This window comes from Lysobacter dokdonensis DS-58 (genome assembly GCF_000770795.1).
Classification (GTDB): domain Bacteria; phylum Pseudomonadota; class Gammaproteobacteria; order Xanthomonadales; family Xanthomonadaceae; genus Noviluteimonas; species Noviluteimonas dokdonensis.
In genome coordinates this window covers 438,669-460,500 of record NZ_JRKJ01000002.1, presented here as the reverse complement: position 1 = coordinate 460,500, position 21,832 = coordinate 438,669, and the positions used below count along the sequence as shown (strand labels likewise).

Here is a 21,832-nt window from a genome sequence, read left to right as displayed (position 1 = left end):
ATCGGGTTGATGCTGTCGACCGGCGCGGCCGCGCAGCATCACGATCATTCGTCCATGCCGATGCAGATGCCGATGCCAGCAAAGCCGGCACCGGCGCCGAAGGCCGCGCAGCCAGCGAAACCAGCACCCAAGCCAGCGACCAAGCCGAAGCAGAAGCCTGCCCCGAAGCCGCCCGCCGAAAAGCCCGTCGACCACTCGACGATGGACCATTCGCAGATGCAGATGGACCACTCGACGATGGACCACTCGCAGATGCAGATGGGCGACGCGATGTCCGCGCCCGGCGAGCTACGCACGCCGATCCCGGCGCTGACCGACGCGGACCGTGAAGCAGCGCGTCCACCCGAGCACGCGCACCCCGTGCACGACAACACCGTGCACTCGAAGGTCCTGTTCAATCGGCTTGAAGCTTTCGATGCCGACCATGGCAACGGGTTGGCGTGGGAAGGGCAGGCGTGGATTGGCACCGACACCGACAAACTTTGGCTGCGTTCGGAAGGCGAGCGCGTCGATGACCGGACAGAGGCCGCCGATCTTGAGGTCATGCACGGCCGGCCGATCGCTCGCTGGTGGGACGTCGTCGGTGGCGTTCGGCACGACTTCAAACCAGGCCCGTCGCAGGACTGGGCGGCAATCGGTGTCGTCGGCTTCGCGCCCTACAAGTTTGAAGTCGAGGCGACGGCGTACATCGGTGCCTCAGGCCGAACGGCGGCGCGCATCGAAGCTGAGTACGAGTTGTTGCTGACCAATCGGCTGATCCTGCAACCACTGGTCGAAGCCAACTTCAACGGCAAGGACGACGAGCGACGTGGCGTCGGTTCCGGCCTGTCGACGATGGAGGCGGGACTGCGGCTTCGGTACGAAGTGCACCGAAAGTTCGCGCCCTACATCGGCGTCGTGCATGAGCGTGCGTTCGGCGACACGGCGGACTTCCGTCGCGCGCTTGGCGAAGACAAGAGCGACACCCGCATCGTGGCGGGCGTCAGGGTTTGGTTCTAAAAGGGGGACGCCAAAATGCCTTTCGTAAAGCGATCAACGCTTTTCACACTCGCGGTCCTGTCCGGCGTCGGCCTGCTCGCCTTCGCCGGCTTCGTCTACTCCGGTGCGTATGACATCGGCGCCGACAACGCGCACACGCGCCCGGTGCTGTCGCTGTTGCAGACGCTGCGTGAACGGTCCATTGCCGTTCGCGCGCAACAGCTCATGCTGCCGACCATGAACGATCCCGCCCGCATCCGCCAAGGTGCCGGCAACTACGATGCCATGTGCACCGGGTGCCACCTCGCGCCGGGCATCGCGGAAACCGAGTTGAGCAAGGGCCTTTACCCGGCGCCGCCGAACCTCACGCGCGAGAGCGTGCCGCCACGCGAAGCGTTCTGGGCAATCAAGCACGGCATCAAGGCGTCCGGCATGCCGGCTTGGGGCAAGAGCATGAACGACGAGTCCATCTGGAACATGGTCGCGTTCCTGCAACAACTGCCGAAGCTGGACGCTGGCGGCTACCGCGACATGGTGGCGCACAGCGAAGGGCACTCGCACGGTGGCGGCGAAGCGGCGCACCACCATCTCGACAACGACGAGCGCGAGAGCGACGAGCACGAGATGGAAGAGGCGCACGGCGGGCAACACGCGCATCAGATGCCGGCATCCGCGTCGACGGTGCCCGAGCACGGTAAGCCTGGTCATCATCACTGAGCATCCAGCATGAACAACGCCAATCATGACGATCCGCACGCGCATGCCCACGCGCATCACCACGGCCATGGGGACACTGCGGTTTCGATGCGATCCGCGAAGAATGCGGAAACGATCTACACCTGTCCGATGCACCCACAAATTCGCCAGGTGGGACCGGGCACTTGTCCCATTTGCGGCATGACGTTGGAGCCGGAACTCCCGTCGCTGGACGACGACGAGAATCATGAGTTGCGCGATTTCTCCCGACGGTTCTGGTGGACGTTGCCGTTGACGATCGTAGTCCTCGTGCTCGCGATGTGGGGCCATCGCTGGGCTGCGTTGTCGCCGCAGGCACGGGCTTGGTTGGAGTTTGCGCTCAGCGTGCCGGTCGTGGCGTGGGCGGGGTGGCCGTTCTTCGTGCGTTGCGCGCAATCCATTCGCAATCGCAGCCCTAACATGTGGACGCTGATCGGCATCGGCGTGGCGGCGGCGTTCGGTTACAGCGTCGTCGCCACCGTGGCGCCAGGGCTGTTCCCGGCTTCGTTTCATGCGCACGGGCGCGTGGGCGTGTATTTCGAGGCGGCCACGGTCATCGTCACCCTCACGCTGTTGGGACAGATGTTGGAGTTGCGCGCAAGGTCGAAGACATCCGCGGCGATCAAGGCGTTGCTGGGGCTCGCGCCGAAGACCGCGCGCCGAATCGGAGACGACGGCGTCGAAGAGGATGTTCCGCTTGAAAACGTCCACGTAGGTGATCGCTTGCGCGTGCGCCCGGGTGAGAAGGTGCCGGTGGACGGAACGGTGTTGGAGGGGCAGGGCAGCGTCGACGAATCGATGATCACCGGCGAGCCCATCCCGGTGCGCAAGGACGCGGGCGCGCGCCTCATCGGGGCGACGATCAACGGCACCGGCTCGCTCATCATGCGCGCGGAAAAGGTGGGCGCCGACACCGTGCTGTCGCAGATTGTGCAGCTCGTCGCGCAGGCGCAGCGGTCGCGTGCGCCGATGCAGCGCATGGCCGACCGCGTGGCTTACTGGTTCGTGCTCGCCGTCCTGGCCGCCGCTGCGATCACCTTACTGGCGTGGGGCGTCTTCGGACCGGAACCTGCATGGACCTACGCGGTGCTCAACGCGATCTCGGTCCTGATCATCGCGTGCCCCTGCGCCTTGGGCCTGGCCACGCCGATGTCCATCATGGTCGCCACCGGGCGCGGCGCCACGGGCGGCGTGTTGTTCAAGGACGCGGAGGCGATCGAGCGCTTCCGCCAGATCGACACACTGATCGTCGACAAGACGGGCACGCTGACCGAAGGGCATCCCGCGTATCGCGATGCGGTGGGCGCCGACGGCGTCGCGCCCGCCGAGGTGTTGCGCCTCGCCGCCAGCCTGGACCAAGGCAGCGAGCATCCGTTGGCGGCGGCGATCGTTGCCGAAGCGCGACGTCGCGAAATGACGCTTGCCACCGTCGAAGGGTTCGACTCCGTGACGGGGTTCGGCGTGCGCGGTGGCGTCGACGGGCGCGAAGCGGCGCTCGGCAATACGCGATTGATGGAACAGGTCGGCGCGGACATCACGCAATGGCGGGACAGGGCGGAAGCATTTCGCAAGGACGGTTCCAGCGTGATGTTCCTTGCCCTCGATGGGCGCGTCGCGGGCGTGCTCTCCGTCGCCGACCCGATCAAGGAGTCGGCACAGCCGACGTTGGAGGCCTTGCGGCGCAGCGGGCTGCATGTAGTCATGGCGACCGGCGACGGCGAGACGACCGCGCGCGCAGTCGCCTCGCACTTGGGCATCGACGAGTTCCATGGGGAAGTCAGTCCGGCCGACAAGGCCGAGCTTGTGCGCGCGCTGCAAGCGCAGGGTAAGCAGGTGGCGATGGCAGGTGATGGAATCAATGATGCACCGGCCCTGGCCGCCGCCGACGTCGGCGTCGCGATGGGCACAGGCACCGATGTCGCGATGTCGAGCGCGCAGGTCACGCTGGTCAAGGGCGACTTGCGCGGCATCCTACGGGCGCGCGAGCTGTCCGACGCCACGGTGCGGAACATGAAGCAGAACCTCGGGTTTGCCTTCGCCTACAACGCGCTCGGCGTCCCGATCGCTGCCGGCGTGTTGTACCCGGTCTTCCACGTCTTGCTCAGCCCGATGATCGCGGCGCTCGCGATGAGCCTGAGTTCGGTTTCCGTCGTCGCCAATGCGTTGCGGCTTGGGGCGGCGGGGGGCAAGAAAACTGATTCGCGGTAGCCAACAGGAGAATCACCATGGAGCACGAACACGCGGCGCACGGAAAGCAAGCGAACCAGCACGGGCACAGCGGGCACTACTTCCGCTTGCTGGTGATGATGGGACTTTCATTCCTGGCGATGTACGCCCTGATGTACGCCATGGTGGACCGATTCGCGAACGTCTACGGGAGCGTCAACCAAGCCTGGATGGCGGGGCTGATGGCGTCTCCGATGCTCGTCATCGAATTGTTGGTCATGGGCGGCATGTATCCGGACAAGAAGCGCAACGCGCTGCTGATCGTGGGCGGAATCGCGGCGATGATCGTTTTTTGGGTCTTGATCCGTCAGCAAACCGCCGTGACCGAGCGTCAGTTCCTGCGCTCGATGATCCCGCACCATGCCGGCGCGATACTCATGTGCGAGGAACGAAAGGGTCGCGATGGCGCCGAAGTGCAAGCGTTGTGCGCAGAAATCCTAGCATCACAGCGCAACGAAATCCGGCGGATGAAGGCGTTGCTTGACGACGAAAGCAGGACGCCATGAACTTCATCGCCGCCTACCGATTGCAAGTCGGTATACAGCGGCGCGTCCACCAGCGCGATGTACCAGCCCGAGGACAGGCACTCTACCGGTCCGGGTGGATTGAACGAAGGTGCGCATGGTGACGCCAGCCTGGGCTCTTGGCAGTGACAATCGGTCACCGAGTGACCGACGAAAACTGTGCCGAGCTTGGGTAGTTGGGAGTGTGCCGCCGCCGCGCTAAACGGCATCAACACTGAAAGTCCGGCGTCAAAAGCTGCGCCCTCACGATCGTTGGATGGGCGGCCGAGCGCCTCAGATAAGTGGCTCTTTCGCTCACGCTCGCAATACGTCATTCGCGTAAATGTTGCCGAGTTACTCAGCACCGGGGGGGCGCCATGAATCAGTTGCACGTTTATCGCCAGGGCGACGGGAGATATCTTCTGTCACGCCTGTGGCCAATTGATGGGTCACTCGCGCCTACGGTGCCCTGTCTCTACCTTGGGACGACGGAAGCGCGTTTTGCGAACGCCCGCTTAGGCGATGCGATCGCAGAACAGATTGATGCCCAAGGGTTTGCATTAGTGGAGGGAAAGGACTTCCTTCTCGGGGGTGGCAGTTCTGCAAATTTGCGACTTATTAGGGGCGGCAGAAACGACGAGTACGCTGTGAAAGTTAAGGGATGATATTGTTCGCCAGCGCCACTCGTCCGGCGTGCGCGTGGCTCTCGGGCCGTGCATCAGAAGGGGCTCCGTTACGATCGGGCCCCTTCTTTTTTGCCTGCCGTAAAAGCGCGCGTGTCCGACGTTCCGTCTTTTGGAGGTCGATCTTGGTTCGACGCTCCTTCTCCTTGCCTAGTCACGTCGACTGAACTTCTCGATAAGGGCGAGCGCCAACAGGATCAACACGATCGCGCCCGCGACTACGCCAAGGTAGAGCGCGAGCGGCAGAACGACACTTGCCCAGAAATGATGCATCTCGAACCTTCGGCGAGCGAATCAGGGCCGAGGAGTTGAGTTCTTGTAGATGATGCCAACGAGAATCAGCGAGAACGACAGCAGGCGCGCGAGCACATATCCAGGCTGGTACTCGGTGGAGCTTTGAAGGATCACTGCAAAGACACCTCTGTTGATCGCCTCAATTGCAAACGCTGCCGAGAAAAACAAAAACAGTTGATCTCTGCTGGATTTCCAGAATTTCAGAAAAAGCAACGCTGCGACCGCGCACCCCATTGAAATCATTCCGAGCAAAAACGGTTGCATGTCAACGCTCCTCGAAGATCAGTCCGTAGACCAGTGCGCTGATTGCGGCCAAGCTGAGTCCGTGCCTCAGCGGCCATAGCGCAACGCCCGGCATCATCGCATCCTCGATTACCAGGGCGATGTTGGATAAAGAAAGAAGGAAGAAGCAAACGCCGCTCCACCACAGCATTCGCGAGCCGCTCTTCCTCCACCCCTGAAACAGGAGGATCGCGCATGCAAGTGCCGCGAATGCACATAGCGCGTATGTCAGCAGAGCCATCAGGAGTCCTTTCTTACGTCGAAAGCGTCCGCGAAGCGGCGCGCCTTCCTCTCGGTAGTGGCGTGAATCAGGCGGGTAACTTCGATCAAGCTTCGCCCATACATAGTCGACAGCTCGTCAACCGCGTGTGCGATGTTGTCCGACTTTGGAAGGTACTGCGCATTCTCGCCGAGGCGCACGGCAAGCCCCCTAGACTGCAAGTCTTCGACCAGCTTGGAGGCAGTGGAAGGCGAGACATACAGCCTCGCGCTCAGTTCCTGTAGCGACCAGGCCGTACCCGTTGAACGCAGCAAGAGCAGCGCTTCCAGATGCGCCACGCTGGAAATCTTGGCGACAACGAACCGTCGCAGGTCTTCGGAAAGGGTCATCGTATAAATCGTCCTGCTCGTCCTGCCCGCTATCTACGGGGTCCGTCCCGCGTTCTTCCAGATCGAATACATCACCTGTCGCGCCTCAAGCCACGCCAATTCGTCCCCAAGGTCGATCCATAACTCATGCAGCACGGCTTCTGCATCACCCCATTCGCGCAGCGATCCGCTTGCCGCAGCGATGCCGAACTTGCATGCGAGGTCGTAGCTCCCTCCACGGGATGTCATGCGTCTATCAAGCGGCATCCGATCGCCTGCGCTCTTCACCCCGTTTGCACACCTCTTGCGGACGCATGATAGACAATACCGCCAGCCGCGCCGCAAGTTCCCGGACATCGTGAAGGACCACCGGCGGGTAATGCAATCATTCGTCGTTCGCTGGCACGTTCGTGCGACAGGGGAGTGCTCGCGTCTCTAGTTTTGTCCTTAATGCTCAGATACCTTCGACTACAGCTTCGATTTCTCCTTCCCCTTGCGGCCGCGATGGTGATTGCGGCCTACGTGGCGCTTCCGTTGATCGACAAGCTCACGCTGCGGTGGTTTACGCGCGACATCAGCGCTCGTGGCGCGCTCGTGGCCAATGCCCTCCACGATTCGACGATTGACGCGTTGGCCTCGCGCGATGCGCATCGCCTCGCGTTGCTCTTCGATCGCACCGCGCAGGACGAACGGGTGTTCGGCATCGGGCTCTGCTCCTCGGATGACTTGTTCGCGCGGTCGAGTGCATTTCCGGCCGCGTTGTCATGTGCGGACGCCAGGCAAACCGCTGGAAAGGAAAACCCGCGCGTGACGCTTCCCGGCGGCGCGGTCCTGGTCACTCGTCACTCGCTGGTCGCCGCGGAGACTTCCGTGATCGAGGCTGAGCCGGCGTCGGAGATGATCCTTTTACATGATCTGAGTTTCATCGAGCGCCGCAGTCTGGATACTCGACGCTACTTGATCGCATTCCTTGCAGCGCTCGGCTTTGTCGTTGCGATCATTTCGATGTTCGTTGCGCAGATTAGCTGGCGCGGATGGATTGCGGGGGCCCGCGCTTTGCTTCGTGGTGAAGTTGGTCCCGCAGGCCCCATGCCTGCCGAGTTGGCGCCGCTTGCCGATGACCTTCGCAGCCGCCTTCGACAGTTGGAGGATGAGTATCGACGCGCGCGAGGGCCTGAGGCCGGTTGGACCCCGGAGCGGCTGCGGGGCCTTTTGCACGCAGAACTGCGAGGCGACGAGATCATCGTCGTCTCCAACCGCGAGCCCTACATTCATGATCTCGATCAGCACGGCGGCGCCCGCGTTCGTCGCCCGGCGAGTGGTCTAGTCACTGCGATCGAGCCCGTCATGCGGGCGTGTTCGGGGACGTGGATCGCGCACGGGAGCGGGACGGCGGATCGCGACGTGGTCGACCTCCATGATCGCGTCGCGGTTCCACCGGATCAACCGATGTACTCGCTTCGCCGCATCTGGCTAACGCCGGAGGAAGAGCAGGGGTATTACTACGGCTTTGCCAATGAGGGACTGTGGCCCCTATGTCATGTTGCGCATGTCCGGCCGGTGTTCCGCGAGTCGGATTGGCAAACCTATCGTGCAGTCAATCAACGGTTCGCCGAAGCCGTCCTCAGGGAGGCGCGCACTGATGATCCCGTCGTGTTGGTGCAGGACTATCATTTGGCTCTCGTTCCCGCGTTGGTGCGCGAAAAGCTTCCCCAAGCCACGATCCTAACGTTCTGGCATATTCCTTGGCCGAATCCGGAATCCTTCGGCATCTGCCCGTGGCGTCGCGAAATCCTGCTCGGATTGTTGGGCAGCACTATCTTGGGTTTCCATACGAAGTTCCACTGCAAGAACTTCCTTGAAACCGTTGACCGATTCATCGAGGCCAGAATTGAGCACGAGCACTCGGTCGTGGCTGTCGCCGAGCGGGAGACGTTCGTTGAAAGCTATCCGATTTCAATTGAATGGCCACAACCGCTGGAAGGAGATTGGGCGTCGCCCTCCGATTGCCGACGTCTCGTCATCGAGCGCCATGGGCTTCCCGAGCACGCCATTATCGGGCTTGGTGTGGATCGGTTCGACTACACCAAGGGCATCGTGGAGCGTCTGAACGCGGTCGAGCGCATGTTAGAGAAGTACCCGAGTCTCATCGGCAGATTCGTGTTCGTGCAGGTGGCCTCTCCGACGCGCTCTTCGCTTGACGAATACCGTGCTTTTCAGCAGCAGGTTGAGCGCCTCTCCGTCAGGATCAATTCGCGCTTCGGTGCCGGACGCTATCAGCCGGTCGTGTTCCTTGCTGAGCACCACGATCATGCACAGTTGATCGAGCTCTACCGGGCGGCAGACATTTGTGTCGTCACGAGCCTCCACGACGGGATGAATCTCGTGTGCAAAGAGTACGTAGCATCCCGGGATGACGAGCAGGGCGTCCTGGTGTTGAGCCGATTCGCCGGCGCTGCGCGCGAGATGCACGAGGCGTTGATCATCAATCCTTACCATGTCGAGGAAACCGCAGATGCGATTTATCGCGCGGCGAGGATGTCGTCCGGGGAACAACGTGAGCGCATGATTAGCCTCCGGCATACGGTGCGTGACTTCAACGTATTTCGCTGGGCAGGGCGCATGCTCAGCGACGCTGCGCGTTGGCGCCTCCGCGCCCGCGTGGAAGAGCGCGTCCGGAAGCATGGCCTGCCCGAGTTCGGCGGGCGCTGATGAGCAATCCTTGACTCATGCAGCCAACGTCGATCGAGCTCGCGGCCGCCGCGATTTTCGGACTCGCCGTCCTCCACACGTTCGCGGCGAAGCGTTTCGAGCGCCTTTCACATCGGGTGCCCAACCATGCAGGGGTCTTCCATCTTCTCGGAGAAGTGGAGGTCGTCTTCGGTTTCTGGGCGATTGTCCTCATCACCGTCATGGCCGCATCGGTGGGGCCGACCGAAGCGACAAGCTATGTCGAGTCCCGCAATTACACCGAACCGCTGTTCGTGTTCGCGATCATGGTGGTGGCGGGTTCCAAACCCATTCTCTACGTCGTGAGATCGATCGTGCATGCGATCGCCGATCGGCTGCCGTTGCGGTCCGGCGTTTCCACGACCTGGCTGGCGCTTGCCGCCGTGCCTTTGCTGGGCTCTTTGATCACCGAACCGGCGGCGATGACGATTGCGGCATTGATGCTGGGCCCCGTCGCGTTTCGCAGCGACGTGCCCGAGATGCCGAAGTACCTCGCGCTCGGCGCCTTGTTCGTCAACGTCTCCATCGGCGGCACCCTGAGCGCCTACGCGGCCCCACCGATCCTCATGGTTGCCAAGACGTGGGACTGGGACACCGGATTCATGCTGGCGAACTTCGGTTGGAAGGCCACGCTGGCCGTGATCGTCAACGCGACGCTCGCGACGCTGGCCCTGCGCAAGCACCTCCCGGACCAAACGATGCGCGACGACGAGACACTCCCTGTGTCAGTCGTCCTCGTGCACTTGTGCCTGCTCGCAGGCATCGTGGTGAGCGCGCACCACGCGGTTGTCTTCATTGGGCTGCTGTTGCTGTTCTTGGGCTTCGCGCAGGCCTACGACCGCTTCCAGAACCCCCTCATCCTCCGGGAGGCGCTGCTGGTCGGCTTTTTCCTTGCCGGCCTGGTCGTCCTGGGAGGCCTGCAACGCTGGTGGCTGCAGCCGACCATCGCCGGGCTGGATGACGTGTCCCTCTTCCTAGGGGCGATCGGGCTCACCGCGATCACCGACAACGCGGCCCTAACGTACCTGGGCTCGATCTCCGGAATCGTGGGCGACGCGCGGTATTGGTTGGTCGCGGGTGCGGTCGCGGGCGGTGGCCTGACCGTTATTGCAAACGCGCCCAACCCAGCCGGGGCGTCTCTCTTGAAGAAGGGGTTTTCCGACGAAACGATCAGTGCCACCGGATTGCTTGCAGGTGCCTTGCTACCAACAGGGTTGGCGGCGCTCGCATTCGTGCTGCTTTGAAGCCGCCGTGAAAACACAGCAACCGGATAATTGGCGCCCGATATTGGTCGAAAGCGGACATCTGGCCGGCGTCCAAATATCAGCAGAGCCGTCCGTGCGCCAAACGTACCTTCACCCCTAGCCGGCGGGCGTGGCGTTTTAGCGCTGCGGCAGCGCGCGACCAAGGGCAGCCCAACTAGCCTTCTGCGGCATCGCCGGTCACGCGATCGTGTGCCCTCTTGTCAAGTCTGACGCTTTTTGATCTCGAGGATGCGGCGGCGCCGCTTTGCCAAGCGCAGGTCCCGTGACCGGAAGACACCCCGGGTCTCATGCTTTGGGATGGCCGGTGGCCAGTATCCGCTCCCGACCTCGACCCGTAAGATGTCCTCATGAGCCGCCCCAAGGGGGAATGGGCCTAAGTACCGGGCCATCGAAAATTTCGTGGCAAGCATGGGCCCGACGCATCCTCCGCCATCAGCGCAGTTTCACTGCACGCCGTCCGCGGCACGCGCATCCGAACGTCCCCTAGCCCTGATGGCGAAGCGCATCGACCACAAGCGAGAACGCGAGCGACGGCTGGCGACGACTCGGGTAATACAGGTGGTAGCCCGCAAACGGTTCGCACCAGTCTTCCAGCACACGCACCAGTCGGCCGTCGGCGATCGCCGGCGCCGCCATCTCCTCCATGAGGAAGGCGAGCCCGATGCCACGCACGGCGGCGTCCAACGCGACGATCGAATCGTTGACCACCATCGGTCCCTCCACGCGCACGTTGACGTCGCGGCCGCCGCGCGAGAACTCCCAGGCGTACAGGCCACCGCGCGTGGGCAATCGCAGGTTGATGCAGCGGTGTGCGGTGAGGTCCTGCGGGGTCTGCGGGATGCCGTTGCGCTTGAAATATTCGGGCGAACCCACCAGCGCCTGGCGGAGGTCCGGACTAATCCGCACCGCGATCATCTCGTTCGCGAGCTGCTCGCCCAGGCGCACGCCAGCATCGAACCTGTCGGCGACGATGTCGACCAACGTCGCGTCGAGGTCCAGCTCGACGTGGATGTCTGGGTATTCGGCCATCAGGCCCACGAGCGCAGGCAACAGCACCGTCTGCGCGGCGTCCCGGCTGGTCGTGATGCGCACCAGTCCTGCTGGTTTCTCCCGCTGCTCGCCGATGGCCCCGATCTTGGCGTCGATGTCCTGCAACGCGGGCTTCAGCGTCGCGATCAGTTCTTCACCAGCGGCCGTGGGCGAAACGCTGCGCGTGCTGCGGGCGAGCAGGCGCACCCCTAGGCGGGCCTCCAATCGCCGCACGGTATGGCTGAGCGACGACTGCGACGTCCCCAGCTTGGCCGCTGCCTTCGTGAAGCTGCGCTCCTCGGCGACCGCAAGGAAAGCGACGAGATCGGAGAGGTTCTGCCGCTCCATTGATGAATCCTGAGCATAGGGCCAATCGGGTTTTACCACTTTATCAATATGGGTGGCGAGCGAATGATGGCAGCCCCCGAACGAACGGAAAGCCCGCCGCATGAAGACCCGCAAGCTTGGCGAATTGGAAGTGTCCGCCCTTGGCCTGGGATGCATGGGCCTGAGCTTCGGCTTCGGCCCTGCAACTGACAAGCGCGAAAGCATCGCCTTGATCCGCTCCGCGTTCGATCGCGGTGTGACGTTGTTCGACACGGCGGAAGGCTACGGCCCGTACACGAACGAAGAACTCGTCGGCGAGGCGCTTCAGCCGATCCGCGATCGCGTCATTGTTGCCACGAAGTTCGGGTTCGACATCAACGACAAGAACGAGATGGTCGGGTTGAACAGCAAGCCGGCGCACATCCGCGACGTCGTGGATGCGTCCTTGCGCCGCCTGCGCACCGACCACATCGACCTGCTGTACCAGCACCGCGTCGACCCCTCCGTGCCGATGGAGGACGTCGCAGGTGCCGTGCGCGACCTCATCGCGGCAGGCAAGGTGAAACACTTCGGCCTTTCGGAAGCGAGCGTCGAGAACATCCGCCGCGCGCATGCGGTCCAGCGAGTCTCGGCGCTGCAATACCACTACTCGCTCTGGATGCGCGAACCGGAGGCCGAGTTGCTGCCGCTGTGCGATGAGCTCGGCATCGGCTTCGTTCCGTGGGGCCCGTTGGGTCAAGGATTCCTGACTGGCAAGATCACGCGCGAGACGAAGTTCGACGCGACCGACCTGCGCTCCACGTTCCCCCGGTTCACGCCGGAGGCGTTGGAGGCCAACTTCGTCGTTGTCGACTTCCTGAAGGAGATGGCGTCCCGCAAGCACATCACGCCGGCGCAGATTGCCTTGGCGTGGCTGCTGGCGCAGCGTCCGTGCATCGTCCCGATCCCGGGCGCGCAGAAGATCGAGCACCTCGACGACAACCTGCCGGCCGCCGAGCTCGCACTTAGCCCCGCTGACATGCAGGAGATTGATAGCGCGTTTACCGGCATCGACCTGGTCGGCGCGCCGCTCTCGGCCGCACTGACTGCCGCCATCGATCGCTAATCCAACATTTCAGGAGAATTGAAATGCAGACCCGCAAACTCGGGGCCCGCGGTCCCGTCGTTTCCGCACTCGGATTTGGTTGCATGGGACTGAGCTATGGCTACGGCCCCGCCGTCGACAAACAGCAGGGCATTGCCCTGATCCGCGCGGCGTTCGAGCAAGGTGTCACCTTCTTCGACACCGCCGAAGCGTACGGCGCTGCCAACGAACAGTTGGTAGGCGAGGCCGTTGCGCCGTTCCGCGAAAACGTGGTGCTCGCGACGAAGTTCGGGTTCCGCGATGGCAACACAAAGCTGGGCCTCGACAGTCGACCGGAGCGCATTCGGGAGGTTGCCGAAGAGTCGCTAAAGCACCTGCGCACCGACTGCATCGACCTGTTCTACCAACATCGCGTCGATCCGGCAGTGCCGATGGAGGAGGTGGCCGGCACGATCAAGGACCTGATCGTCGAAGGCAAGGTCAAGCACTTCGGGTTGTCCGAAGCAGGTGCAGAATCGATTCGCCGCGCGCACGTCGTGCAGCCCGTGACGGCGCTGCAAAGCGAATACTCGCTGTGGTGGCGGCAGCCTGAGCAGGAAATCCTGCCGCTGTGCGAGTCGCTGGGCATCGGCTTCGTCCCGTTCAGCCCGCTCGGCAAGGGGTTTCTCACTGGGAAAATCGACGAGACCACCCCATTCGGCGAAGGCGATTTCCGCAACGTTGTCCCGCGCTTCTCGCCGGAGGCTCGCCAGGCCAACCAAGCGCTTGTTGATCGTCTCGGCACCATCGCCGCTGACCGACAGGCCACGCCCGCGCAGATCGCCTTGGCTTGGCTGCTGGTGCAGAAGCCCTGGATCGTGCCGATTCCCGGCACCACGAAAGCGCATCGTTTGACGGAAAACCTCGGCGGCGCCGACCTCACGTTGACGCCATCCGACCTGCGGGAGATTGACTCGTTGCTGTCGAACATGCAGGTGCAGGGCGAACGTTATCCCCCGCAACTCGCTGGCCTTGTCGGCAGGTAAGGAGCCCAAATGAAGAATGTCATCGTCGTTATCGGCGCAGGATCGATTGGGCAAGCGATCGCGCGGCGCGTCGGCGCCGGCAAGCATGTGCTGCTGGCGGACCTCCGCGAAGAAAATGCCAAGGCGGCTGCCAAGGTCCTCGGCGACGCTGGCTTCGAGTCCAGCACCGCGGTGGTCGATGTTTCATCCCGCGCGTCGGTGCAGGCCCTGGTGGACACGGCCACTGCGCTGGGCGAAGTCACCGGCGTCATCCATGCCGCCGGCGTTTCGCCATCGCAGGCCCCGCCCGCGACGATCCTGAAGGTCGACCTGTACGGCACGGCGCTGTTGCTCGAACTGTTCGGAAACGTCATCGCGCGTGGCGGTGCCGGCGTCGTCATTTCGTCGCAGTCGGGTCATCGGCTCGCAGCGTTGACGCCGGAGCAGGACAAAGCGCTTGCGACGACACCCGCCGACGCACTGCTCGACCTGCCGATGCTGGCGCCGGCGGAAGTCACCGATCCCTTGCATGCCTACCAGATATCCAAGCGCGGCAACTCGCTGCGCGTGATGGCAGAAGCCGTGCGGTGGGGCAAGCGCGGCGCGCGCATCAACACGATCAGCCCCGGCATCATCATCACGCCGTTGGCGCGCGACGAGCTCACCGGGCCGCGCGGGGCCGGCTATCGCCGCATGCTCGATCTCTCCCCCGTCGGTCGCGCCGGAACGCCTGACGAGGTTGGCAACGTCGGTGCGCTCTTGATGGGCGCGGACGGCGCGTTCATCACTGGCAGCGACTTCCTCATGGATGGCGGCGTGACCGCCAGCTACCGCTACGGCGAACTTGCGCCGCAGTAAGTCTTTCGGAGAAATACATGCACATCGATCGCAACGGCTCGCTGCCCTCCGTCAAAGGACCCGCCGAATACTTCACCGGCAACGTCCGCATCGACATGCAGTTCCAGCGCAGTGGCGAGTCCCGCGTCGCTGGTGCATTCGTCACGTTCGAGCCGGGTGCGCGCAGCGCCTGGCACACGCATCCGCTCGGGCAAACGCTGATCGTCACGTCCGGCATGGGCTGGACGCAATGCGAAGGTGGGCCGATCGTCGAGATCAACGCCGGCGACATCCTGTGGTGCCCGCCCAACCATCGTCATTGGCACGGCGCGACGCCGACCACGGCGATGACGCACATCGCCATCCAGGAAGCGTTCGATGGCAAGGTCGTCGACTGGATGGAGAAGGTGACCGACGCCGAATACAACGCCGGTCCTGCCACCCCCTGATTTGAGGAAAGCACCATGCGCGCAACCGTGATGTACAAGGCCGGCGACGTCCGGATCGAGAATGTTCCCGATGCGAGCATCGGCAGCCCCACTGACGCCGTCGTGCGCGTCACGCGCGCATGCATCTGCGGCAGCGACCTGTGGCCATACAAGGACCTGCAACCTGTCGAAGGCGGCCGTCGCATGGGCCATGAGGCGATCGGCATCGTGGAAGCGGTCGGCGCCGAAGTGCGTCGTATCAAGGTCGGCGACTTCGTGATCATGCCGTTCGCGTTTTCGGATGGCACCTGCGATTTCTGCCAATGAAGGCTTGCACACCTCGTGCGTGCACGGCGGCTTCTTCGGCGGCCAGGCAGACGGCGCGCAGGCTGAAGCACTTCGGGTGCCCCGGGCGGACGGCACGTTGTATGCGTTGCCCGGTGGCGGCGACGAGGCGCTGACCGCATCGCTGCTCAGCCTTTCCGACGTCATGGGCACCGGCCACCATGCCGCGCTCAGCGCGCGCGTCGGACCCGGTAAGCGCGTTGCCGTGATCGGTGATGGCGCGGTGGGTCTATGCGGCGTCATCGCCGCGAAGCGCTTGGGCGCGGAGCAGATCGTCATCATGGGCCGACACGCGGATCGCATCGCGCTGGCGAAGTTGTATGGCGCGACGGACGTCGTCAGTGAGCGTGGCGAAGCCGCGGTCGCCCGTGTGCGTGAACTGACTGGCGGATTCGGCGTGCACTCCGTGCTTGAGTGCGTCGGTAGCGCGCAGTCGATGCAGACGTCGTTGGACATCGTGCGCCCCGGCGGTGCCATCGGTCGCGTCGGCGTGCCGCATTACGACGCAATCCCGTCGGCGCAGCCCGCGTTCTTCGCCAACGTCACCGTGAGTGGCGGACCCGCGCCAGTGCGCGCCTACATCGAAGAGCTATTGCGGGACGTGTTGGAAGGTCGCATTGAGCCGGGCCGCGTCTTCGATCGCATCGTGGGACTTGATGGCGTACCTGATGGGTATCGAGCCATGGATGCTCGCCAGTCGATCAAGGTGATGGTCAAGCCGTAAATCAGGCGTCGGGGTCACGATGGCCCCCCTCGGGCGCCGCCTTACCCAGAGGTCCCACGCTAATATGGGTAGCCGCAGGGGAGGTGTCCCATGGGTTGGCTGGACGAATGCCGCGATAAATGTCGCCAGGTCAAGTTCCTCTCCGAGCACATGGAGTGGGACGAGAAGTCGAACCATCTCGGGTCGCTGAAGGCTACGAGCCAACTGCTTGACGAAAGTCGCACGTCGATTCCCGGTCTTTACTTCAAGGGGGTCTACAGCTCGAAGCCTGTGACGGGCGACGTTTATTCGTTTGCGCTCATGGCGCTGCAAGGTCGGGAACACCACCGAGTTTTCATGCTCGAAGTCTATCCACCGCATGTCGTCTCCCATCGAGGTAAGACCGAATGGTTGATGGGACCTCACCTGCATCTGGGCGATGAGCGGCTCGAACAGGTCACGCGCGCCGTGCACGGGAACATCAACAGTGTTTCGATCACGCGCTGGATCGAGCGCTTCCGACGTCATGCGCAGGTGCGCGACAATGGTGGAATCCGCCTGACTCACCCACTTAGCGACACGTTGTTCGGATGAGCGCCCTCGACTGCCAGTGGTTCGGTGCCAGCAACGGATGGCACTGCAAGAAGATCGAAGGGCGGGCAGAGGAAACTCTGTACGTCAGCACGCCGGTGCTGCTCGCAGACGGGAAGCCGCTGGATTTCTACCTCATCAAGCGCGGCGCCGCGTTTATGTTCACGGATGATGGGCTGACGCTTTTCGCGTTGCAGAACAACGGCATGGAGATCGATAGCCGTCGACACTTGAAGGGTTTGGAGTCTGTCACCACTCGAATGGGATTCGAGATCGGGTTGAATGGCGCTATCGAGGCCGTAATCCCGGAAGGTCAAGTCGCTTGGTGGATGGGCCGCGCCCTACGAATGTTCTGCGGCATCGCTGACTGGCAAGCGGAGCGATTCGAGCAGCACGATGAAGACTTCAGCCTCACCGACGAGGTGGAGCGGTTGCTCAAGATCAAGGCGCCGAATCGAAAGCTGACCATCAACCCGCGTGTGAAGCTCAAGGGCCTGGACTACAGCTTCGACTTCCTTTGGGGCGAAACCTATGTCGATGCGATCTCGCCAACGGCGCAATCGGTCAGCGCTCGACTGCGAAAGGCGATCCTAGCTACACAGGGGGACGACGACATCGGACTGCTGTTCATCCTCGATGACCGCTTCGACAGGGATCGAGCCGATAGGGAGTTGCCCGTCCTTGGCCAGGTCGCTCAGACCGTTCGGCTTTCCGACTTCGCGGAGCATTACGCCGTCGTCTCGGATTGAGGCCCCAAGGGCGAGGCGTCTTACAGGCCCCATCTTTTCCGACTGCTACCCCGGTGCTACCCGAGGCGTAGGCGAGCCGGAAAAAGAAACGCCCCGCCTAGGCTAAAACCCAAGCGGGGCGCGGTATTCGCATGGTGGCCGGGGAGGGAATCGAACCCCCGACACTTCAATCCCTTGGGGTAGGAACGTCATCGACGCACGCGTCCAATGGATTGCAGGGCGATTCTGGGGGAATCGCTGGGGGCATATAGTAGGAGGTTGGGCAGAATGCTCGCGTTTGCGGGTACGAAAGTGCAGGTTCGAGTCCTCTCCCGGGCACCAAACAATAGTCCGACGCCGTCCACCGCAGTCCGACGAATCCTCAAAAACCCCGCCGAAACGCGGGGTTTTTTGTTGCCTACCGTCCGTCGGCGTCCGTAGAAGTACTGTAGAAACCACGGGTAGAAGGGGGTAGAAGGTAGGGTACCCCGGTTGGAAGAACCATTTCTCCAACATGGCAACAAGGCTGTCCGATCTGCGCATTCGCAACGCCAAGCCGGGCCCGAAGCCCTACAAGATTTCGGGTGGCCGCGGCTTCTGCATCTGCGTGATGCCGGACGGCGCGAAGTACTTCCGGCTGCGCTACCGGTACGCCGGTAAGGAAAAAATGATCAGCCTCGGCGTCTACCCCGAGGTGTCGCTCAAGGAGGCGGAAGCCGGCGCCTCTCACGCCCGCTCCCTGCTGCGACAGGGGGTCAACCCGTCCGAGGATCGTCGGGAGAAGAAGCTTGCTCTTCGCCAGGCCGAGCGGCACACCTTCGCTTTCGCCTCATCCCTCTGGGTTGAGCACAACACCCCTCGCTGGAAACCGGCGACGGTGGAGAAGGTCCAGCAGTACCTAGACAAGGATCTGCTCCCCTCCCTTGGTCATCGCCCCCTGGGCAACATCTCGCCAATGGAGCTTGGTGCGGTGCTCGAGCGCATCGAGAAGCGCAAGGCATTGAACGTCGCCAAGAAGACCAGGCAGTGGCTGAGCGCGATCTATGGCTTTGCGATCGCCAAAGGGCTGACGTCTAGTAATCCTGCCATCCATCTCCGCTCGATCGCGCTGTACCAGCCTGAGCCCAAGAACCACGCACACGTGACGATTGAAGAACTGCCGAAGTTCCTCCGTGCGCTCGATGGCTACCGCGGGTCAGAATTCGTGAAAACCTGTGCGTGGCTTGGTCTTTGGACGGCGAACCGTCCTGGCGTCACGCGCTCGCTGAAGTGGAGCGAGCTCGATCTCGAGGAAGAGCTTTGGATCATCCCTAAAGGAAGGGAAGGCATGAAGCGTGGTTACCAGCACGTGACGCCCTTGCCGCGGCAAGCCATCGAAGCACTCCGACAGTTGCATCCGCTCACCGGGAAGTACGAGTACGTTTTCATCGGCCGCAACGACTGGCGCAAGCCATTGAGTGATGGGGCAGTCGCTGGCCTGATGAAGGCAATCGGCTACGGCGGAAAGCAGACCGCGCATGGATTCCGACATCTAGTGAGCACCGCTCTTAACGAGAAGGGCTACGACCCAGACTGGGTAGAGCGCCAACTCGCGCACGGAGACCCGGACGAAATCCGCGGCACGTATAACAAGGCGGTCTACTTGGATCAGCGGCGCAAGATGATGCAGGAATGGGCCGATTATCTGGACGAAGCGCTGCGCGGTTCGCCGCAGAAAGTGCAGAAGAAATCCGGCGGGGCCGGATAAGCGGTGCGGCGGGGTGGTAGGCACCCTGCCGCACCTGACCACAAACGTTCCACTGGAGAACGCTCATGGCTATTACGAAGCATAACGAAATCAACGAGCTGATGAATTTGGCATTCGGATACGACTGGATCGAGCTTGGGATGACGTCTGATACGACCGGGCTTGAGGCTGCTGCGAGTTACAGCCAGAGCGTAGCTGAGAATTGCTTCAGAGCTCGAGATACGCTGGATGCCTACAGACTCGGCATTGAAATTGATTCTGACGAATGGGATTACACGATTAATGTGGTGTCTAAGCTTTTGGGAGAAGCAGGATCGATCGCGTTGCACGTGGAAAGAACATCGAGCACTTTCCTGCGAGCCCCCGCTCTGCAAACTGAATTGCAAAGGTCCGCGGAGCGTCATGCAGCACGTTTATCTGGCGATAAAGAGGCTATCCAGGGTTGAAGTAAGAGCGCCCGCTGAGGTTGCGGGAGCGCCAACCTATTCGCCGAACCTAGCGACGCTCGTTTGCGATAGCGAGTGTCGCTAACAAAATAAGGATGCGACTCGAATGACCAAGTCAGTTCGGAATTTTAGCGACTGTACGGCTGATTCAATACTTGAATTGAATGAGGCGGTAAAGTTTGTCTGCGACCGGATCAGACGCGATGATGAAAGGGATCGCAATGCCGAATGGCGCGCGCGTGCGTGGTTGCGCGAGACATGGCCTGGAGCAAAATCCTTCCAACTTGGCGACCTCATTGATCGCGCATTGAAGAGGAATGATGAGTGGCGCGCGGCATTCGAAGCGTGTGACGGGAAATGGCGAGATCCAGCCAAGGCGACAGTCGCAGCCACGCTTGGCGAAATGACGCTCAGGGCCGAGGCGCACCAAGTGCTCCACACGTTTGAGCAATCGCAAGCTGCACTTGATGACGCCTTGGTACGGCTCGCGGCCGCGGAGGCCGAAAAGGTCGAATTGCGCAGTGCGGTCGCCACGTACAAGACAAAGGAGGCGGAACGAGCGTCGGAAAGCGAATCGCAGAGAAAAAAGGCAAAGCGGGAGAGAAAAGTGTAGAGCCCGAAATTAGCCATCGAGATTTGCGGCTCTACAAGTATCTCTGCTCCTGAATCAATCACGGCCGCCCATGGCCGCAGGAGCACGAACGTGGCTGCACTCCCTGAATGCGGATTCGTCCGCCTCAGCTCGATCATTGGTGACCGGAAGGCCGACCCACCGATCCCGGCAATGATCCCGATCAGCAAGTCCGCTTGGTATGCCGGCATCAAGGCGAAGAAGTACCCCCAACCATCGCATGCGCTCGGCCGCGTATCGGTTTGGAACATCGAAGACATCCGACGTCTGATCGCGGAAGCGTCGCCGGGCGCCGCCAATGAGCAGGAGGGCTGAACCATGGCCCTCAATCCCATGAAGCCGGACGAATCAACCATGGCCCAGCGCCTCGGTGCGACCACGCGCCGCATCACCGAAGCCGTGGGGCAGGTGCGCGACACCGCGCTCATGCGGCCGTTGCAGGCCCTCGACCAGGCGCACGCCTCCGCCCAGCAGGCCGCAGGCAACTTCGTGCGCGATTTCGGTGCCTCGTACACCGCAGGCAAGCCCGTCACTGCACCTCCTTCCTTCGGTTCCTCGCGACGTGCGGCCTCAGCCCTGAACGCCGGCGCATCAACGCCTACGGGAGCGGGCTCCACCCCGAGCGGCGGAGCCCCGACACCGCCCCGCCCGAACTTCGCCGGCGCGCAAGGCAACTTCCGCCTCTTGCCACTGCCCGCGCTGCGTCCCGGCGATGCGAACACCTTCACCGGCGCCAACGGCGTCACGCAGGTCGTGCAGTCCTCGGTCGCGGCTCCCGTGTCCCGTCCGGCCTTCACCGCGCCGAGCATCGCACCGGTGGACGTTCCCGGCGTCACGGGCCAGTCCGAGTCGACGGCTCAGCGTGCCGGGCGCGAGGCGAGCATCAGCGAGATCGGCAGCCAGTTGTTCCAGTTGCGCGGCAAGAACACCCGCTCCGCGCGCGACGTCTCCAGCGACCTGATCCGCACGCAAGCCGATCTGACGAACACGGCGGGCAACCAAGCTGTTGCGTTGAAGGCAGCCAATAGCGAAGCACAGACACGCGCGAGCCTAGCGGCGTTGGACCGGCAGGGCGTGAACGACCTCGGCGTGACCGCAGTGCGGGCGGACAACGAACGCGCATCACTGCTCGACGCCGGTGATACCGAGCGCGAGCGCATCAAGCACGAGCGTCCGTCCCTTCTCCGCGATCGCGACGGTGGGTACCTGCTAGTGAATCCCGCTCAAGGGGTAGCGCGGCCTGTTCTCTCCAACGGTCAGCAGGTACGCGGCCTCGTAGAGGGTGCAATCACGCCTGTTGATCGCCTCGCGAGCCTGCAGGAGGAACTCGCGGCCTCGCAGCAGTCGCTGGCTCCAGACGCCGTGCGCATCGAAGCGTTGCAGCGGCAAGTCGATCAAGTGCGCGCTGGAACTTCAGGCAACGCCACACCTAATCCGATTCGTCCCGGCTCGTATGAAGAGTTCTTGGCGAAGGCGAGGGCGGTGAACCCGAGGGCGTCCGACGCGGACATCAGGGCGTACTACGACAAGACCTACGGCGGTGGACGCAAGGAAGGTGCACCTTGAGCCGCAGAAAAAGCAAAACCGCGGGGGTAGGAGCCCGCGGTTTTGAGAGACAACAAATTGTCGCACTGCACGCGAAATTTAC

General features: G+C 62.7%; 23 protein-coding genes. 19 read left to right on the top strand and 4 right to left on the bottom strand.

Going from position 1 to position 21,832, the window contains the following annotated elements:
- Positions 1–9 precede the first annotated feature (9 nt).
- The 4 genes from LF41_RS02550 to LF41_RS02535 all read left to right on the top strand — a co-directional run bounded on the left by LF41_RS02550 (position 10) and on the right by LF41_RS02535 (position 4,445).
- Entirely contained in the window at positions 10–999 is a 990-nt protein-coding gene (locus tag LF41_RS02550; protein WP_425599460.1) for a copper resistance protein B, read from the top strand.
- A gap of 15 nt (positions 1,000–1,014) precedes the next feature.
- Positions 1,015–1,695, top strand: coding sequence for a c-type cytochrome (locus tag LF41_RS02545; protein ID WP_052116053.1), 681 nt, complete (start codon positions 1,015–1,017; stop codon positions 1,693–1,695).
- A gap of 129 nt (positions 1,696–1,824) precedes the next feature.
- On the top strand, positions 1,825–3,921 hold the full coding sequence (locus LF41_RS02540; RefSeq protein WP_036165769.1) for a heavy metal translocating P-type ATPase: 2,097 nt from the start codon (positions 1,825–1,827) through the stop codon (positions 3,919–3,921).
- A gap of 17 nt (positions 3,922–3,938) precedes the next feature.
- Positions 3,939–4,445, top strand: a complete 507-nt coding sequence (locus LF41_RS02535) for a DUF305 domain-containing protein (protein ID WP_036165223.1) — start codon at positions 3,939–3,941, stop codon at positions 4,443–4,445.
- Between the two features lie 974 nt (positions 4,446–5,419).
- Here LF41_RS02535 and LF41_RS02530 read toward each other — a convergent pair.
- Genes LF41_RS02530 through LF41_RS02520 form a run of 3 tightly spaced genes read right to left on the bottom strand, consistent with a single transcriptional unit; the run spans position 5,420 to position 6,310 of the window.
- Complete coding sequence (locus LF41_RS02530; RefSeq protein WP_036165220.1) at positions 5,420–5,683, bottom strand: DUF5985 family protein; 264 nt, start codon at positions 5,681–5,683, stop codon at positions 5,420–5,422.
- Position 5,684: 1 nt separating this feature from the next.
- Entirely contained in the window at positions 5,685–5,942 is a 258-nt protein-coding gene (locus LF41_RS02525; RefSeq protein WP_036165218.1) for a DUF5985 family protein, read from the bottom strand.
- Entirely contained in the window at positions 5,942–6,310 is a 369-nt protein-coding gene (locus LF41_RS02520) for a helix-turn-helix domain-containing protein (RefSeq protein WP_036165216.1), read from the bottom strand. Before LF41_RS02520 ends, LF41_RS02525 begins: the two co-directional genes overlap by 1 nt.
- Before the next feature lie 513 nt (positions 6,311–6,823).
- On the opposite strand from LF41_RS02520, the gene LF41_RS02515 reads away from it, so the two are divergent.
- Positions 6,824–9,001, top strand: a complete 2,178-nt coding sequence (locus tag LF41_RS02515) for an alpha,alpha-trehalose-phosphate synthase (UDP-forming) (protein ID WP_202594007.1) — start codon at positions 6,824–6,826, stop codon at positions 8,999–9,001.
- A gap of 17 nt (positions 9,002–9,018) precedes the next feature.
- Complete coding sequence (locus tag LF41_RS02510; protein WP_036165213.1) at positions 9,019–10,263, top strand: putative Na+/H+ antiporter; 1,245 nt, start codon at positions 9,019–9,021, stop codon at positions 10,261–10,263.
- A gap of 504 nt (positions 10,264–10,767) precedes the next feature.
- On the opposite strand, the gene LF41_RS02505 is transcribed toward LF41_RS02510, so the two are convergent.
- Positions 10,768–11,775, bottom strand: a complete 1,008-nt coding sequence (locus LF41_RS02505; RefSeq protein ID WP_338037840.1) for a LysR family transcriptional regulator — start codon at positions 11,773–11,775, stop codon at positions 10,768–10,770.
- On the opposite strand from LF41_RS02505, the gene LF41_RS02500 reads away from it, so the two are divergent.
- The 13 genes from LF41_RS02500 to LF41_RS02450 all read left to right on the top strand — a co-directional run bounded on the left by LF41_RS02500 (position 11,762) and on the right by LF41_RS02450 (position 21,750).
- Positions 11,762–12,745, top strand: coding sequence for an aldo/keto reductase (locus tag LF41_RS02500; RefSeq protein ID WP_036165208.1), 984 nt, complete (start codon positions 11,762–11,764; stop codon positions 12,743–12,745). The two genes, LF41_RS02505 and LF41_RS02500, sit on opposite strands and share 14 nt — an antisense overlap.
- Before the next feature lie 23 nt (positions 12,746–12,768).
- Positions 12,769–13,749 (top strand): aldo/keto reductase, encoded by a 981-nt coding sequence (locus LF41_RS02495; protein ID WP_036165206.1) that lies wholly within the window; start codon positions 12,769–12,771, stop codon positions 13,747–13,749.
- A 9-nt stretch (positions 13,750–13,758) separates the two neighbouring features.
- Positions 13,759–14,586 carry an SDR family oxidoreductase gene (locus LF41_RS02490; protein WP_036165203.1) on the top strand — a complete coding sequence of 276 codons (828 nt, stop codon included), beginning with the start codon at positions 13,759–13,761 and terminating at the stop codon, positions 14,584–14,586.
- A gap of 17 nt (positions 14,587–14,603) precedes the next feature.
- A complete protein-coding gene (locus LF41_RS02485) occupies positions 14,604–15,014 on the top strand; it encodes a (R)-mandelonitrile lyase (RefSeq protein WP_036165200.1) in 411 nt (136 codons plus the stop codon).
- 15 nt (positions 15,015–15,029) lie between these two features.
- Positions 15,030–15,320: an alcohol dehydrogenase catalytic domain-containing protein gene (locus LF41_RS17180; RefSeq protein WP_237577584.1), complete on the top strand. Its 291-nt coding sequence runs from the start codon at positions 15,030–15,032 to the stop codon at positions 15,318–15,320.
- Positions 15,295–16,062, top strand: a complete 768-nt coding sequence (locus LF41_RS02480; RefSeq protein WP_237577582.1) for a zinc-binding dehydrogenase — start codon at positions 15,295–15,297, stop codon at positions 16,060–16,062. The genes LF41_RS17180 and LF41_RS02480 overlap by 26 nt, the downstream gene beginning before the upstream one ends.
- 90 nt (positions 16,063–16,152) lie before the next feature.
- Positions 16,153–16,635, top strand: a complete 483-nt coding sequence (locus LF41_RS02475) for a hypothetical protein (RefSeq protein WP_036165197.1) — start codon at positions 16,153–16,155, stop codon at positions 16,633–16,635.
- Entirely contained in the window at positions 16,632–17,381 is a 750-nt protein-coding gene (locus LF41_RS02470; protein ID WP_036165194.1) for a DUF1828 domain-containing protein, read from the top strand. The genes LF41_RS02475 and LF41_RS02470 overlap by 4 nt, the downstream gene beginning before the upstream one ends.
- Positions 17,382–17,874: 493 nt before the next feature.
- Positions 17,875–19,107 (top strand): tyrosine-type recombinase/integrase, encoded by a 1,233-nt coding sequence (locus tag LF41_RS02465; RefSeq protein ID WP_036165192.1) that lies wholly within the window; start codon positions 17,875–17,877, stop codon positions 19,105–19,107.
- 65 nt (positions 19,108–19,172) lie between these two features.
- Positions 19,173–19,553 (top strand): hypothetical protein, encoded by a 381-nt coding sequence (locus LF41_RS16610; protein ID WP_152599850.1) that lies wholly within the window; start codon positions 19,173–19,175, stop codon positions 19,551–19,553.
- Positions 19,554–19,659: 106 nt separating this feature from the next.
- Complete coding sequence (locus LF41_RS16605; protein WP_152599849.1) at positions 19,660–20,166, top strand: hypothetical protein; 507 nt, start codon at positions 19,660–19,662, stop codon at positions 20,164–20,166.
- A 90-nt stretch (positions 20,167–20,256) separates the two neighbouring features.
- Positions 20,257–20,499 (top strand): helix-turn-helix transcriptional regulator, encoded by a 243-nt coding sequence (locus tag LF41_RS02455; protein WP_036165187.1) that lies wholly within the window; start codon positions 20,257–20,259, stop codon positions 20,497–20,499.
- Positions 20,500–20,502: 3 nt separating this feature from the next.
- A complete protein-coding gene (locus LF41_RS02450) occupies positions 20,503–21,750 on the top strand; it encodes a hypothetical protein (protein ID WP_152599848.1) in 1,248 nt (415 codons plus the stop codon).
- Positions 21,751–21,832: the final 82 nt, after the last annotated feature.

Coding starts and splice junctions, on each gene's coding strand:
- LF41_RS02450 (WP_152599848.1), top strand. CDS start 20,503: ATGGCCCTCAATCCCATGAAGCCGGACGAATCAACCATGGCCCAGCGC.
- LF41_RS02535 (WP_036165223.1), top strand. CDS start 3,939: ATGGAGCACGAACACGCGGCGCACGGAAAGCAAGCGAACCAGCACGGG.
- LF41_RS02475 (WP_036165197.1), top strand. CDS start 16,153: ATGGGTTGGCTGGACGAATGCCGCGATAAATGTCGCCAGGTCAAGTTC.
- LF41_RS17180 (WP_237577584.1), top strand. CDS start 15,030: ATGCGCGCAACCGTGATGTACAAGGCCGGCGACGTCCGGATCGAGAAT.
- LF41_RS02510 (WP_036165213.1), top strand. CDS start 9,019: ATGCAGCCAACGTCGATCGAGCTCGCGGCCGCCGCGATTTTCGGACTC.
- LF41_RS02550 (WP_425599460.1), top strand. CDS start 10: ATGCTGTCGACCGGCGCGGCCGCGCAGCATCACGATCATTCGTCCATG.
- LF41_RS02495 (WP_036165206.1), top strand. CDS start 12,769: ATGCAGACCCGCAAACTCGGGGCCCGCGGTCCCGTCGTTTCCGCACTC.
- LF41_RS02500 (WP_036165208.1), top strand. CDS start 11,762: ATGAAGACCCGCAAGCTTGGCGAATTGGAAGTGTCCGCCCTTGGCCTG.
- LF41_RS16610 (WP_152599850.1), top strand. CDS start 19,173: ATGGCTATTACGAAGCATAACGAAATCAACGAGCTGATGAATTTGGCA.
- LF41_RS02490 (WP_036165203.1), top strand. CDS start 13,759: ATGAAGAATGTCATCGTCGTTATCGGCGCAGGATCGATTGGGCAAGCG.
- LF41_RS02465 (WP_036165192.1), top strand. CDS start 17,875: ATGGCAACAAGGCTGTCCGATCTGCGCATTCGCAACGCCAAGCCGGGC.
- LF41_RS02540 (WP_036165769.1), top strand. CDS start 1,825: ATGCACCCACAAATTCGCCAGGTGGGACCGGGCACTTGTCCCATTTGC.
- LF41_RS02530 (WP_036165220.1), bottom strand. CDS start 5,683: ATGCAACCGTTTTTGCTCGGAATGATTTCAATGGGGTGCGCGGTCGCA.
- LF41_RS02470 (WP_036165194.1), top strand. CDS start 16,632: ATGAGCGCCCTCGACTGCCAGTGGTTCGGTGCCAGCAACGGATGGCAC.
- LF41_RS02520 (WP_036165216.1), bottom strand. CDS start 6,310: ATGACCCTTTCCGAAGACCTGCGACGGTTCGTTGTCGCCAAGATTTCC.
- LF41_RS02480 (WP_237577582.1), top strand. CDS start 15,295: ATGGCACCTGCGATTTCTGCCAATGAAGGCTTGCACACCTCGTGCGTG.
- LF41_RS02485 (WP_036165200.1), top strand. CDS start 14,604: ATGCACATCGATCGCAACGGCTCGCTGCCCTCCGTCAAAGGACCCGCC.
- LF41_RS02545 (WP_052116053.1), top strand. CDS start 1,015: ATGCCTTTCGTAAAGCGATCAACGCTTTTCACACTCGCGGTCCTGTCC.
- LF41_RS02525 (WP_036165218.1), bottom strand. CDS start 5,942: ATGGCTCTGCTGACATACGCGCTATGTGCATTCGCGGCACTTGCATGC.
- LF41_RS16605 (WP_152599849.1), top strand. CDS start 19,660: ATGACCAAGTCAGTTCGGAATTTTAGCGACTGTACGGCTGATTCAATA.